Annotated in this window: 14 protein-coding genes and 3 pseudogenes; 10 read left to right on the top strand and 7 right to left on the bottom strand. The window is 61.9% G+C overall.

What is annotated here, in order from left to right; all coding sequences use genetic code 11:
- The first annotated feature begins 14 nt into the window (after positions 1-14).
- The 3 genes from SB772_RS12830 (at position 15) to SB772_RS12820 (ending at position 2,962) form a co-directional block, all read left to right on the top strand.
- Positions 15-953: a S1C family serine protease gene (locus tag SB772_RS12830; RefSeq protein ID WP_410833613.1), complete on the top strand. Its 939-nt coding sequence runs from the start codon at positions 15-17 to the stop codon at positions 951-953.
- Between the two features lie 42 nt (positions 954-995).
- Positions 996-1,640 carry a response regulator transcription factor gene (locus SB772_RS12825; protein WP_410833717.1) on the top strand — a complete coding sequence of 215 codons (645 nt, stop codon included), beginning with the start codon at positions 996-998 and terminating at the stop codon, positions 1,638-1,640.
- 176 nt (positions 1,641-1,816) lie between these two features.
- Entirely contained in the window at positions 1,817-2,962 is a 1,146-nt protein-coding gene (locus SB772_RS12820) for an L-lactate dehydrogenase (protein ID WP_410833612.1), read from the top strand.
- A gap of 40 nt (positions 2,963-3,002) precedes the next feature.
- Here SB772_RS12820 and otsA read toward each other — a convergent pair whose 3' ends face one another.
- On the bottom strand, positions 3,003-4,430 hold the full coding sequence (gene otsA / locus SB772_RS12815) for an alpha,alpha-trehalose-phosphate synthase (UDP-forming) (RefSeq protein ID WP_410833611.1): 1,428 nt from the start codon (positions 4,428-4,430) through the stop codon (positions 3,003-3,005).
- A 283-nt stretch (positions 4,431-4,713) separates the two neighbouring features.
- Positions 4,714-4,878 carry an FmdB family zinc ribbon protein gene (locus tag SB772_RS12810; RefSeq protein ID WP_410833610.1) on the bottom strand — a complete coding sequence of 55 codons (165 nt, stop codon included), beginning with the start codon at positions 4,876-4,878 and terminating at the stop codon, positions 4,714-4,716.
- 352 nt (positions 4,879-5,230) lie between these two features.
- Between SB772_RS12810 and SB772_RS12805 the strand changes: the two genes are divergently transcribed.
- Together SB772_RS12805 and SB772_RS12800 are read left to right on the top strand one after the other, a co-directional pair.
- Positions 5,231-5,716, top strand: a complete 486-nt coding sequence (locus tag SB772_RS12805) for an adenosine-specific kinase (protein ID WP_410833609.1) — start codon at positions 5,231-5,233, stop codon at positions 5,714-5,716.
- Between the two features lie 121 nt (positions 5,717-5,837).
- A complete protein-coding gene (locus SB772_RS12800) occupies positions 5,838-6,758 on the top strand; it encodes an ATP adenylyltransferase family protein (RefSeq protein WP_410833608.1) in 921 nt (306 codons plus the stop codon).
- A gap of 138 nt (positions 6,759-6,896) precedes the next feature.
- Here SB772_RS12800 and SB772_RS12795 read toward each other — a convergent pair whose 3' ends face one another.
- Complete coding sequence (locus SB772_RS12795; protein ID WP_410833607.1) at positions 6,897-7,214, bottom strand: hypothetical protein; 318 nt, start codon at positions 7,212-7,214, stop codon at positions 6,897-6,899.
- A gap of 171 nt (positions 7,215-7,385) precedes the next feature.
- On the opposite strand from SB772_RS12795, the gene SB772_RS12790 reads away from it, so the two are divergent.
- Positions 7,386-7,553, top strand: a complete 168-nt coding sequence (locus tag SB772_RS12790) for a hypothetical protein (RefSeq protein WP_410833606.1) — start codon at positions 7,386-7,388, stop codon at positions 7,551-7,553.
- Positions 7,554-7,657: 104 nt separating this feature from the next.
- Here the strand turns inward: SB772_RS12790 and SB772_RS12785 are convergent, their stop codons facing one another.
- Positions 7,658-8,011 (bottom strand): DUF1428 domain-containing protein, encoded by a 354-nt coding sequence (locus SB772_RS12785; RefSeq protein WP_410833605.1) that lies wholly within the window; start codon positions 8,009-8,011, stop codon positions 7,658-7,660.
- 312 nt (positions 8,012-8,323) lie between these two features.
- Here SB772_RS12785 and SB772_RS12780 point away from each other — a divergent pair.
- The 3 genes and pseudogenes from SB772_RS12780 to SB772_RS12770 form a co-directional block, all read left to right on the top strand.
- A pseudogene (locus tag SB772_RS12780) lies at positions 8,324-9,247 on the top strand (alpha/beta fold hydrolase); the annotation flags it as partial.
- Positions 9,228-9,344: pseudogene (locus SB772_RS12775) on the top strand (metal-dependent hydrolase); the annotation flags it as partial. The pseudogenes SB772_RS12780 and SB772_RS12775, both read left to right, overlap by 20 nt.
- Before the next feature lie 95 nt (positions 9,345-9,439).
- Positions 9,440-10,063, top strand: a complete 624-nt coding sequence (locus SB772_RS12770) for an ATP-binding cassette domain-containing protein (RefSeq protein WP_410833604.1) — start codon at positions 9,440-9,442, stop codon at positions 10,061-10,063.
- Positions 10,064-10,092: 29 nt separating this feature from the next.
- Here SB772_RS12770 and SB772_RS12765 read toward each other — a convergent pair whose 3' ends face one another.
- The gene (locus SB772_RS12765) at positions 10,093-10,671 is read right to left on the bottom strand and encodes a TetR/AcrR family transcriptional regulator (protein WP_410833603.1); all 579 of its coding nucleotides are present in this window, start codon (positions 10,669-10,671) and stop codon (positions 10,093-10,095) included.
- A gap of 203 nt (positions 10,672-10,874) precedes the next feature.
- Between SB772_RS12765 and SB772_RS12760 the strand changes: the two genes are divergently transcribed.
- The gene (locus SB772_RS12760) at positions 10,875-11,651 is read left to right on the top strand and encodes an SDR family NAD(P)-dependent oxidoreductase (protein ID WP_410833602.1); all 777 of its coding nucleotides are present in this window, start codon (positions 10,875-10,877) and stop codon (positions 11,649-11,651) included.
- 134 nt (positions 11,652-11,785) lie between these two features.
- On the opposite strand, the pseudogene SB772_RS12755 reads toward SB772_RS12760, so the two are convergent.
- Positions 11,786-11,884: pseudogene (locus SB772_RS12755) on the bottom strand (2-keto-3-deoxy-L-rhamnonate aldolase); the annotation flags it as partial.
- 211 nt (positions 11,885-12,095) lie between these two features.
- A complete protein-coding gene (locus SB772_RS12750) occupies positions 12,096-12,455 on the bottom strand; it encodes a hypothetical protein (RefSeq protein WP_410833601.1) in 360 nt (119 codons plus the stop codon).
- Positions 12,456-12,688: the final 233 nt, after the last annotated feature.

Below are 12,688 nucleotides of genomic sequence, written 5' to 3'. Positions count from 1 at the left end.
GCAGGAGAAATCACATGGAAACCTCAACATCCAGCGGCAATCCGTTACAGGACCTCTCCGACAATCTGGCGGCAATCGTCGAGCGGGTCGGGCAGAGCGTCGTCGCGGTACACGGGCGGCATCGCATTGCGTCAAGCGGCGTAATCTGGCGGCATGGTGTTGTCGTCACGGCTGCACACACGCTCAGACGCGCGGAAGGAATCGACGTCACGCTGGCTAATGGCCGCACGGTCCCCGCCGTCCTCGCGGGCCGGGATACCGGTACCGACGTCGCCGTGCTGAAACTGGACGGTGTGGAGCTGGACCCAGTCGCGTCCGGCGATGCCCGCTCGCTCAAGGCAGGCCATTTTGTACTCGCAGTCGCGCGGGGAGACGGATTCGGCCCCAGTGCCGATTTTGGCGTGATCGGCAGCGCAGGCGGTCCCTGGCGCACCTGGCGAGGCGGTCAGCTCGATGCGTTCGTGCGGCTCGACGGCGGCCTGCATCCGGGTTTCTCCGGCGCGGCCCTCGCGGATGTGCGCGGGCAGGTCATGGGCATTTGCACGTCGGCGCTGGCGCGTGGCTTGGGTATGGTGATCCCCGGAATAACCGTGGAGCGCGTCGCCGACGAACTGCTGGCTAAAGGGCGCGTCTCGCGAGGCTACCTCGGCATCGGCACGCAACAGGTGAACCTGTCGGATGCGTGGATCGCGAAAATGAGCCTGTCTTCCAGCTACGGATTGCTGGTCAATTCACTCGCGCCGGGCGGTCCTGCGGAGCAAGCGGGCGTGCTGCTGGGCGATGTGCTGATCGAACTGGACGGCAAACCTTGCCGCGACATGGACGACGTGCACACTGCACTTGGCTCCGGAAGCATCGGACAGCAGTTGAAGATCGCGCTGATCCGGGGCGGTGAACGCAGCGAGTGTTCGGTCACCGTGGGTGAACGCCCGCAACGGGATCCGTGCCGGTGAAGTCCGGGAACCGGTCAAACGTCGGATGGACAGATGGCACAGATGAGCCCCGTCCGGGTCGCGATCATTGCTGATTCGCCGCAGGTGCGCGCAAGCCTGCAAGCGCTCGTCGAGGCGAGTCCGGCACTCCGACTCGCCGCCAGCGCAGCCGACGCCGGCATGCTCGCCGACAGTCTTGCCGGTTCGGCCCCGGATGTGATCGTAATCGACGTGGAACCCGGGGCAAGCGAAGCACCCAAAGCCGGATTCGACATAGAGCACGTGCCATCGGCGCTCGTCATGCTGACCGACGAGGCCGACAGCGAGTGGATCCTCGACGCTTTGCCGGGCGATGCGGCGGCGATTCTGCCGCGCAACGCGTTGCCTGGCGAGATCGTCGCCTCCATCGAAGCGGTGGCCGCGGGCCTTTACGTACTCTCGCCGGAGATCCTCGGGCGATTGCTCGGTGCACGGACACCGCCGCGGCAGACGGCGTCCGGTGCGCCCTTCGAAACCCTGACGTCACGCGAGATCGAAGTCCTGACGATGCTCGCCGAAGGGCTCGGCAACAAGGAGATCGCGCGGCAGCTCGATATCTCGGACAACACCGTGAAATTCCACCTTGCCGCCATTTTCGGCAAGCTGGGCGCGACCAACCGCACCGAAGCGGTGATGCTCGGCATGCGGCACGGATTCATCATGGTGTAGCGCGTCGTTTATTTGCCGAGCCACTTCACGCTCATTTGCACATCTTCGCCATTGGCTTTGCTCAAGCGCAACCATTGGTCGACAAAGCGCCTGCATTTTTCCCAGGAATTCCCTGAATACCGCGCGACCGTCGCGAGCACGTACACTCGTCGTTCTTCCCTGTGCTGAGAGAAACCGTGCCCGCCATTACCTGCATCGAGGATTTACGCGTGCTTGCCCAACGGCGCGTGCCGCGCATGTTCTACGACTACGCCGACAGCGGCTCGTGGACCGAGAGCACCTACCGCTCGAATGAAAGCGACTTCCAGCGCTTCAAGCTGCGCCAGCGAGTGGCGGTCAACATGGCGGGCCGCAGCACGCGAACGGAGATGGTGGGTCAGGAGGTCGCCATGCCCGTGGCGCTCGCGCCGACGGGGCTGACCGGCATGCAACATGCCGACGGCGAAATTCTCGCGGCGCGCGCGGCCGAGAAGTTCGGCGTCCCGTTCACCTTGTCCACGATGAGCATCTGCTCGATCGAGGACGTTGCCGCCGCGACCAGCAAGCCGTTCTGGTTCCAGCTTTATATGATGCGCGACCGCGATTTCATCGTGCGGTTGATCGAGCGGGCTCGCGCGGCACGGTGCAGCGCGCTGATGCTGACGCTAGACCTGCAGATCCTCGGTCAACGCCATAAGGACATCAAGAACGGGCTATCCGCGCCGCCCAAACTGACGCCCGCGAACCTCGTCAATCTGGCGACCAAGCCGCGCTGGTGCCTCGGCATGCTCGGCACACGGCGGCACACTTTCGGCAACATCGTCGGTCATGCGAAGGGGGTGGGCGATCTGTCGTCACTGAGCTCGTGGACCGCCGAGCAGTTCGATCCTGCGCTGAGTTGGGCAGACGTCGAGTGGGTCAAGAAGCTGTGGGGTGGCAAACTCATTCTGAAAGGCATCATGGATGTCGAAGATGCGCGCCTTGCCGCCGACAGCGGCGCCGACGCGTTGATCGTCTCCAATCACGGCGGCCGTCAACTCGACGGTGCGCCCTCTTCGATCTCTGCGCTCCCCGAGATCGCACGCGAGGTCGGCTCGCGCATCGAGGTATGGATGGACGGCGGCATCCGCAGCGGACAGGACGTGCTGAAAGCCGTTGCGCTCGGCGCCAGGGGCACGCTGATCGGCCGCAGCTTCCTTTACGGCCTGGGTGCGATGGGCGAGGCGGGTGTCACACAGTGCCTGCAGATTATCCACAAGGAACTTGACATCACCATGGCCTTTTGCGGCCACACCGACATCCGTCAGGTGGACGAACGGATCCTGTTGCCCGACAGGCGTTGAAGACCCGCGCCGGGCGCCACGCCTGGGCGGTGGATGGGGTTCAGCCGGAGGTTCGGCGGATACCGTTCGCCGCCTCTTCTCTCGGGCCGCAGTCTTCCAACGCTTGCAGAAACGTCGAACACCACCAGTGCACGTCGAACTTGCGGATCCGCTGAAGAAGCGCTTCATGCCGGTTGATCCGCTCGTCGAGCGACATCGTGAGCGCCCGCTGAATGGCCTGCGCCGTACCTTGCGTGTCGTAGGGGTTGACCAGCAGCGCTTCCTTCAATTGCTCCGCGGCGCCGGCAAAGCGCGAGAGCACCAGCATGCCCGGGTCGGCGGGATCCTGCGCGGCGATGAATTCCTTCGCGACCAGATTCATGCCGTCCCGCAAGGGCGTGACGAGCGCCACCCGGCTCGCGCGATAGAGGCCCGGCAGACGCTTACGGGCCACGTTGCGATGAATGTAGCGCAGCGGCATCCAGTCCAGTTCGCCGAAGTCGCCGTTGATCGCACCACACAGGCTATCCATCTGACGCCGCAGATCGTCGTAGGCGCCGACGTCCTCGCGGCTAGGAGACGCGATCTGGATCAGCGTCGCGCTATCGCGGTTTTCCGGGTAGCAGGTCAGCAGTTCGCGGAAAGCATGGATGCGTTGCGGCAGCCCCTTTGAGTAGTCCAACCGGTCGACACCCACCAGCAAGCGCCGCCGAGAGTATTCGTCGCGCATCCGGACAAACATGTCCTGTCCTTCCTTCGAATTGGCGAGACGAATGAAGTCGCCGACGTCGATGCCGATCGGATAAGCGCCGACTCGCAGCGTTCGATCGAACGCCCGAAGGCGATCCTGACTTAACCGTTGCGCCTGCGCTTCCGATTCGACGTAGTGAGAAAAATGCGTCAGATCCGCTTCGCTCTGGAAGCCCACCAGATCGTACGCAAAAAGCGAACGCATCAGCCATTCGTGTTCCGGAATCGCTGCCATGATCAGTGGCGGCGGCATCGGAATATGCAGAAAGAAGCCGATGCGGTTGGTACATCCCATGGCGCGCAATTCCGCGGCGAGCGGGATCAGCTGGTAATCGTGAACCCAGATGAGATCGTCCGGCTTCAGCAGCGGCAGCAACTTGCGCGCGAATAACTGGTTGACCCTGCGATAGCCCGCTGCAAATCGCGTGTCGAAATTGGCCAGGTCCAGCCGGTAGTGGAATACCGGCCACAAGACATCGTTGGCATAGCCCAGGTAGTACGTGTCGTAGTCTTCCCGGCTCAGATCGAGTGTCGCAAGCGTGACGTTGCCGGCCGTTTGGACATGAACGCCACCATGACCGGCTCCCGCGGCATCCGCTGCTTCCTGGATCTTGCCGCTCCAGCCGAACCAGAGCCCGCCGGTTTGTCGGAGACTCTCCCGTACCGCTACGGCGAGTCCGCCCGCTGCAGGCTTGCGAGGATCGGCAGTGCGATTTGAAACGACGACGAGACGACTCATGAGGACCTTGTGCTGTTGCGTTCACGTTGCGATATCCGGCACGGCAAAGGGGGACATCACGTCCCCGCCGGCGCGCGACGAACGTGCGCGGCTTTTGCCGAGGCCGGCGCGGTGGGCGCTCGTTCTTGAAGCCTGGCGCTTGCGGAGCGACCGGCCATGCCGGACAAGGGTCACATTCTGAATGAGCCAGTTTACTATGTCGTTAACACATGCTCGCGGCTGCGCTTCGCCTGCACGCTTCATCTGCGGAAATGAAGCGCCGTCACGGTAACGAGACAGGGTCTCAGCTCTTTTTCGTGGTCATGGCGACAAACGGTGTCGGTACATGCTGACACGTCTCGCTTCCGCACTTCGGGCAACGCGGATGGGCATCCGCGTGTTCAGCAAGGTGTTCGGCATGCTCGAACAACTCGCCACATTTCTCGCAACGATATTGGTACGTCGGCATTGTGTTCCTCCAATACGAATCCCACCCGTGCCGGCCGAATACCACTCGCCAGCAGTGTGACAATCCATTCTAGTGCAGGAAATACGCAGCCATGCGCCTCATCTCAGCGCTTGCGCACTGGATACGACGACGGCGCGCAAGCAGCACGTGCGCCACCTGCGGGTGGCGCGATTTCATATCGCCGCGCTGTCGCGCGCATCCGCGCTTCCGCTAATGACCGTTTGTACTAGGCTTGATTAACGAACCAAGGCCGTCGCCGTCCGGCGCGAACCCGGCGAACCCGGGGAACCGGCATCCGCTGACGAAAGCAGCCTCTCCCCAGTACTTCCGGTGCCACAGAGCGAGGTCAGATATGCAACTGCTTACGGTAACAATCGTCAAGCCCGAAGCGGCGAACTTCATCCTGGGGCAAAGCCATTTCATCAAGTCGGTCGAGGATCTGCACGAGGCCTTGGTCGGCACCGTTCCAGGTATCAAGTTCGGTTTGGCCTTTTGCGAAGCATCGGGCAAACGCCTCGTGCGTCAGTCCGGTACGGACGCCGACCTGATCGAGCTGGCGTGCCAGAACGCCATGGCGATCGCGGCAGGCCACTGCTTCGTGATCTTTCTCGGCGAAGGCTTCTACCCGGTCAACGTTCTGAACGCGGTAAAAACGGTGCCGGAGGTATGCCGGATCTTCTGCGCGACGGCGAATCCCGCACAGATTCTGGTTGCCGAGACAGACCAGGGGCGCGCTATCCTCGGCGTGGTCGACGGGTTCACGCCGCTCGGCGTGGAGAACGAAGAGGATGTTCAGTGGCGCAAGAATCTGTTGCGTGCCATCGGTTACAAAGCGTAGGCGCAGTTGCGCTCATTTGGCGAGGTGCGCGTTGGCGACGTGCGCGTTTGCGGGGTGCGCGTTTGCGACATGCCGTTTGCGAAATGCGCATAGCCGACATGCGCGCCGATCCGGTTGATCCATGAATCACCTATGCCTCCAACCCGGCACCCTGTGGCCGGCCATTCTGCGCCAGACCGGGCATGCGCTGCGTCGCGGTGCACTGCGACCGATCGAGACAACCCAGGCGCTGATCGAAGATCGTGGCATACGCTTCCTTGTCCGCCAGGTCTCAAGTCTCACGCGCAAGGAGGAAGCCCGGCACGCATCCAGAGTCAAGACCGGGGCATCCAGCGCAGTCAATCCGTTCCTTCCTTACGACCCCGACCTCTTTGTGGCCGATCTCTCGGACACTCACGTCGCCTTGCTCAACAAATTCAACGTCATCGACCATCATCTCCTGATCGTCACCCGTTGCTTCAAATCGCAGGACACGCTGCTCGATCTCGCGGACTTTGCTGCATTGATCGCCTGCATGGCCGAGTTCGACGGACTGGGTTTCTACAATGGCGGCGCAGACGCCGGCGCGAGTCAGCCCCACAAGCATCTGCAGATCGTGCCGCTGCCGCTCGGCGCATCAGGTCCGCCGACCCCCATTGAATCCGCGCTTGCGTCCGCGTGCATGGAAGGTCAAATCGGCACCGTACCCGGCCTGGCTTTCCGGCACGCGTTCGCTCATCTGGAACTGGCTCCTGCCGCCTCGCGGCACGCAGCACACGCCGCTTTCGATTGCTACCGCGCGTTGCTCGAAGCGGCCGGTCTGCGAGAGATCGAAGTGAATGGCGAGCTGCAGCAGTCGGCGCCGTACAACCTGCTGGTCGCCCCTCGATGGATGCTGCTCGTGCCAAGGTCTGTTGAATGTGTCGAGGGAATTTCGGTGAATGCGCTGGGATTTGCGGGATCGTTCTTCGTACGCGACGCAGCACAGATGCAAGTCATCAAGCGCCTCGGCCCGATGACCGTGCTGGAACGAGCCGCGGTCCCTGCGGTCATGGCGCAATAGCGCTTATATGCAACGACAAGTGCCAGCTGAAAGCAAAGTGCAGATCGGCTAGGACGCTCGCGATCCCTGCATCGATAGTGCCAGGCAGGCCCACTGTGCGCCGGATCAGTCGCGGCAGCAGTGTCCGCTGCCCGCGCTTCAACGCCTGGGTCCTCTCATAGCCTCCGCTTCGATGGCGGCTTGCCGTTCCTCGCCTGCCTCGATGGGGTCCATGGTCTCTTCGATGAAAGCAGTCGCACGTTCTGTGGCCGCCGTCGCTTCATCGACGCTAGGGTCGAGTTCTCCATCGTCGTCGCTCGGGGGTTCCAGCATGTCCCGAAGCATGGCCTCCAGCTCCGGTGTATCCCACGGCTCGCCATGCTGCTTTCTTTTCTTTATGTAGTGCCTGACTTCTGCGTCTTGCTCCGGTGTCAAGGGCAGACCGCGAAAGGTGCTTTGGGGGGTAGCGTCAGCCATGGTATCGCTCCAAGGTTAGACTCATTTCGAGTGTACCTCCGCTGCGCTCAAAGGGCCTCAACTATTGTTCCGCGCAGCGGCGCCAGGCAGATTCCGGTGAATGGGAATGCCGTCGCTATTTCTCCGTTCACCTAAAATGTAAGCATGGTTCTGACCTCAAAGGAGGTTGCCATGACTGAGTCAATGATCAGTTTTGTAGTGGGAATCGTGGTGCTGCTATGCGTCGTGATATTTACGGCGGCGCGCTACAGGCGGGAACACAAGAACCAGCCGGACCAGCCGACTGCCCGTTGGCTGGACACGCATCCGATCAAGGACTGGCTGCGTCATAAACACTGACTGGCGCGAAGCGATTTGCGCAAGCGCCGGCGTGCGCGCCGGCGCGGAAGCACCACACGGAAATGGATTGTGTCCATTTCCGGCCGGCGCCGCCCCTTTGGCCGTCATACGTTCACGATAACTTCGAAGCCGCCGTAGATCAGCCGCTTGCCGTCGAAAGGCATCGGATTGACGTCAGGCTGCAGCCGCGGATCGGCCATTACCGCTTTCATGCCTTTATCCCGCACCTGACGCGACGGCCAGACAACCCAGGAGAACACCACCGTTTCGTCCTCCTTGCGTTTGACGGCCATCGGAAACGACGTCAGCTTGCCCTCCGGGACGTCGTCGCCCCAGCACTCGACCACCTGCAACGCGCCGTTCTCCTTGAAAACGCCCGCGGCCATTTCGGCCTGTTTTATATATTTTTCGCGATCGATCCTGGCTACCGGCACGACAAATCCATCAACGTAAGTCATGAGCGCGCTCCTTTCGGATTGAAAATCGAATGGGGGACGGAAAGCGACGATATTCGAACCCACGCCGCCGTACCGCGCCCCTATGAGTACGACGAACGACGCGCCACGAAATCGACAAAGGTCTTGTTGTCCTTCCACCCGGTCACCACCCGGTCACCAGGAAAAGAACCCAGTGGACGGGCCAACCGCATGATGTAGCATCCTATCGCTACATCATTCAATGTAACAATAAAAAATGTCATGATGACGGAGGCGCGCATGCAGCTTTCGACCGAACCCGTAGCGCCCGCGCTAGCCGCAACGCCACTAGCCATGCAGCACACTGGCTTCACGGTGCGCTCGGGCGACGTGACCCTTGCCGTCAAGGCATGGGGCGCCCCCACCCAGCCCACTGTGGTACTGGTGCACGGCTACCCCGACAACAGCGAAGTCTGGGACCCGCTGGCCGGTTTACTGGCCGACGATTTCCATCTGGTTGCCTACGACGTTCGCGGCGCGGGGCAATCCACTGCGCCAACGGGCACGAGGGCTTATCGCCTGGAAAAACTCACTGACGACTTTATTGCTGTCATCGACGCCGTGAGTCCGGATCGCGCCGTCCATCTGGTCGCGCACGACTGGGGCTCGATCCAGGGCTGGGAATTCGTCACCGAAGAACGCTTGCGCGGACGCATTGCGTCGTACACGTCGTGCTCCGGCCCTTGCCTCGATCATGTCGCTTACTGGATGCGGGCGCGGCTGCTACGTCCCACGCCGCGGTCGATCGGCAAGGTGCTCGGTCAGCTGGCGCGCTCATGGTATGTGCTGCTGTTCCACTTGCCGGTGCTCCCCAGCTTGATCTGGCGCTTGTGGCTCGGCCGCGCATGGCCGCAAGTGTTGCGTCGTGTGGAGAAGACACGGATCGCGCCTCGCCCGACGCAAACGCAGGACGGCATACGCGGCGTAGCGCTGTACCGCGCCAACTTCATCCGCTGCCTGTTCACGCCGCGCAAGCGCTACGCGCATGCGCCGGTCCAGGTGATCGTGCCGACGCTGGACAAATACGTCAGCCCGGCACTGTCCGAAGACCTATCGCGATGGGTGCCGACCTGCTGGCGCCGTGAACTTGTCGCGCGTCACTGGGTGCCGGTCACCCATCCGGAACAGATGGCCCAGATGGTGCGTGAACTCGTCAACCACACCGAAGGCGGCGTCGAACCGGACGCCCTGCAACGCGCCCGTATGCACGCCGCATCATGAAGGCTCCACCGAGCAGGCGCTCGCCTACCTTGCAACCTCGCCCGCCGCGCAGGCCGCAGCGCATGGCGGCAACTGGGTGCGCGATGCGAATTGATACGACTACGGCGAGACGCTCGCCGAAACCGGAACTGTCTGGCATGATTCAAGGCGCCTTCGCGGCCGATCTTCGTCTGACACACACTGCACTTCATGCTTCGATTCGAGAATCTTTGCAAACGCTACGGCGAGCGCATCATTTTTCAGGGACTGCGTTACAGCACCGGCGCAGGATGCGTGGCGCTCGACGATGAAACCGGCAGCGGCAAGTCCACCTTGCTCGGCATCCTCGCCGGTACGATCGAGGCCGATGAAGGCGAGGTATGGCTCGATGGGCATTCGCTGCGTACCGCACCGCTCGAGGCAAAATCGACGCTCGCGTATATCCCCGACGACTGCATGGCGTATCCGCTTCAAACCGGTCGCGCGTTTCTCGCCCATGTGGCATCGGCCAGAAAGACGGTGGTCGACAGTCGCACGCTCGATCTCGCGCACCGCTTCGGGCTCACGCCGCATCTCGAGAAACGCTTCGAGCAGATGTCGTTCGGCACCCGCAAGAAGATGTTCCTGACGGCGATCGCACTGGGCAAACCCACCGTCGTCATCGCGGATGAACCGGCCGGCGGGCTCGATGCCGCTGCGCGCACGGTACTGATCAATTGGTTCAACAGGTTGGCCGAAGACCGCACGGTCTTTTTCACGAGCTACGACACGGCGCTGACGCAAGCCTGCAATGCGGCCATGATCGGTTTCGCCGATCTTGGCATGGGCGTCTAACAAGCTGCTGCGAGGCTCCCGCGAGCCTACTACGCGCCGCCGTCCTGGGTCATGACCAGCGCGAGCGATGCGGAAAGAATCGATTTCGCCAGCTTGTCATCGTCCACTGCGCGCGCAAGCGTAATGGCCCCCACGATGGTCGCGACGATGCCCAACGCCGGCTGTTCGCCATCAGTGGATGTGGCTTGCGCTATCTGCGATGCCAGTTTGCGCACGTACTTCGTGAGCTGTTCCCTGACATCCGGATTCGCATGGCGCGCCTCTCCGGCGAGTGCGCACAACGCACATCCTTTGCCGGGATTCTTCACGTGACGCTCATTGATGAAAGCCTCGGCGATGGACTGCAGAGGCGTTTTCCCATGCTTTCCCGAACCGGCTGAGACAGACACAATGCGCTTCTCGCTCTGACTGACCGCGTGCTCGAGCGCTTCCAGAATCAACGCATCACGCGACGAAAAATGACCGTAGAACGCGCCGTGCGTGAGCCCCGCGCTGCGCATGCAGTCGGCGACGCCAAGCGCCTCGATGCCGTGTTCACGAATCTGCCGTGACGCGCTCTCCAGAACCCTTTGCCTGCTCTCAGCCTTTTGTGCCTGCGAATAACCCATTCCTTGCCTCACCACGCTTGACAATCTGCATGACGGCCATAATACTGAATTTCTGCATGACGATCAACATACAGAATGAGGTGTTGACGATGCTCATGCTGGTTCGGATGCGGCGCCTACCTTGCGCTGCGTAACGGGCTTCAGCGCCGTCAGCAGGCGCGGCTTTCGACGCGATCTCGCGCCGTAACACACAGGAGAAGGACATGCGTTTTACTGGAAAGACGGCTCTCGTAACTGGCGGCAACAGCGGCATTGGGTTTACTGCAGCGAAGCTTTTGATCGCCGAAGGCGCCCGTGTTGCGATCACCGGCCGCGATCGCGCAAAACTGGATGCGGCGGTATCGGAACTCGGCGAAAACACGCTAGGCATCGTGGCTGATCTCGACGATGAAACCGCGATCGAGTCGATGTTCAAACAGATCCAGCAAGCATTCGGGTCGCTCGATATCGTTTTCGCCAACGCCGGAATCTCCGGTCCGACGCCGCTCGGCAGCACGACCGCCGCTGCGTTCGAGGCAATTCTTCGCACCAATCTCACCGCTGTTTTTCTCACGGTTCAATCGGCCCTTCCGTTGATGAGCGCCGGCGGCGCGATCGTATTGAACGGCTCCGTGATGCGCGAGTTAGGCTCGCCGGGGTCGGCCGCTTATTCCGCTACGAAGGCGGGCGTCACCGGTATGGCGAAGGTGTTTGCATCCGAACTCGTGCAGCGTGGCATTCGCGTCAACACCGTGATCCCAGGCGGCACGCGCACGCCGATCTGGACGCGCGGCGCACGGGCCGGCGCAACGCTCGAAGGGACCGAAGAAGCGTTCGCGCCGCGCATTCCACTGGCTCGCCTCGCTACACCTGAAGAAGTTGCCAGGGCCGTACTTTTCCTCGCGTCCGATGACGCTTCGGGAACCACTGCGGCGGAAATCGTCGTCGACGGCGGCACGATCGGTGCGCCGTGGGGAGCACCTGTGTTCCGCAATGGGTGAAAAACCGGGGCGAACGTGTGCATGCGGCGATCCAGCCCTGGAGATAAGCCGCATGCCTGCGAAAGTCCGGATAACGTTGGCTCCACAATGCTCGCCTAACGACGGCTCCACTTCCAGGTGTTGATGCGAGTCGTCTATTCGCTCTGCGGTCCGGCAAATTCCTGGGCCAGCTTGCGCGCCGAGTTGGCGAACATCAGGATGTCGACGCCCGTGGCAACGAAGGTGCAGCCCAGTAACTGGCGACGTCCATGCTGGTTGAAAAAATAGAAAGCGGCGTCGAAGCGCAACGTATCGTCGAAGTCGGCTTCACGCTGATCGAGCGCGACAGCGCCTGATAGCGGTCTGGGTGGCCGGCGGTGCCGTGCGCATGAAGCCGGCCGCATGCACGAGCGCATCGCATGATGCCGATCGCATCGGGAGCAGGCTTGAGCAACGTGAAGTCCGTCACGTCGACGGACACCAATGAGGCTGGCCGAGGCAAGCGTCAGCGACATCGACAATCGGCTCGTTGTCTCTGTGCGCTTCGTAAAAACGGTCGACACACCTTATCTGATCGAAAGTCCACCATGTTCCCGGCGGATCGTGACCCAGCCACATCACAGTGGCCGCCGCCTTTGTCCGAAGCCCCCATTGTTGCCAGTCAGAGCCTGTCGGCGAAAAATAGCCCTGCTTGTCCATGTACGCGTTCAGGTCCAGGCCGTATCGCTTCAGGTATGGCGGGTTAAGACGATCTTCGATCGCCGACTTTTCGCCACGGGAAATTCGTGCGTTTTCCGTGGCCTCGTCCAGGCGGAAATCACTCACGGCACGGCTTATCACCGACAACTCGTACAGCAGCGTTGCGCCAATTGCCAGAAACGTAACGCCTATGCAGAGCACGAGCACAACAAGAACGCGCCTTCCGGTTATCGATCTCCGAGACATGAGTACCCCCTTCGTCCGCTTTTTCTATGTGCCTGCGCACGCTCTGGCAGCGTGAAACCACGCACGCTCGTACGAGCGAAGGACGCCCGCGCCGAACGTGCCCACAGCAACTG

Source organism: Paraburkholderia sp. SIMBA_030 (assembly GCF_046535245.1).
GTDB lineage: Bacteria > Pseudomonadota > Gammaproteobacteria > Burkholderiales > Burkholderiaceae > Paraburkholderia.
The sequence above is the reverse complement of the archived record's forward strand: the minus strand, read 5'-3'. Positions and strand labels throughout refer to the sequence as shown.

Excerpts from the sequence above, each read along its gene's own strand:
- SB772_RS12800 (WP_410833608.1), top strand. The coding sequence starts at position 5,838 with ATGAATCACCTATGCCTCCAACCCGGCACCCTGTGGCCGGCCATTCTG.
- SB772_RS12810 (WP_410833610.1), bottom strand. The coding sequence starts at position 4,878 with ATGCCGACGTACCAATATCGTTGCGAGAAATGTGGCGAGTTGTTCGAG.
- SB772_RS12825 (WP_410833717.1), top strand. The coding sequence starts at position 996 with ATGAGCCCCGTCCGGGTCGCGATCATTGCTGATTCGCCGCAGGTGCGC.
- SB772_RS12790 (WP_410833606.1), top strand. The coding sequence starts at position 7,386 with ATGACTGAGTCAATGATCAGTTTTGTAGTGGGAATCGTGGTGCTGCTA.
- SB772_RS12830 (WP_410833613.1), top strand. The coding sequence starts at position 15 with ATGGAAACCTCAACATCCAGCGGCAATCCGTTACAGGACCTCTCCGAC.
- SB772_RS12805 (WP_410833609.1), top strand. The coding sequence starts at position 5,231 with ATGCAACTGCTTACGGTAACAATCGTCAAGCCCGAAGCGGCGAACTTC.
- otsA (WP_410833611.1), bottom strand. The coding sequence starts at position 4,430 with ATGAGTCGTCTCGTCGTCGTTTCAAATCGCACTGCCGATCCTCGCAAG.
- SB772_RS12760 (WP_410833602.1), top strand. The coding sequence starts at position 10,875 with ATGCGTTTTACTGGAAAGACGGCTCTCGTAACTGGCGGCAACAGCGGC.
- SB772_RS12785 (WP_410833605.1), bottom strand. The coding sequence starts at position 8,011 with ATGACTTACGTTGATGGATTTGTCGTGCCGGTAGCCAGGATCGATCGC.
- SB772_RS12795 (WP_410833607.1), bottom strand. The coding sequence starts at position 7,214 with ATGGCTGACGCTACCCCCCAAAGCACCTTTCGCGGTCTGCCCTTGACA.
- SB772_RS12765 (WP_410833603.1), bottom strand. The coding sequence starts at position 10,671 with ATGGGTTATTCGCAGGCACAAAAGGCTGAGAGCAGGCAAAGGGTTCTG.
- SB772_RS12770 (WP_410833604.1), top strand. The coding sequence starts at position 9,440 with ATGCTTCGATTCGAGAATCTTTGCAAACGCTACGGCGAGCGCATCATT.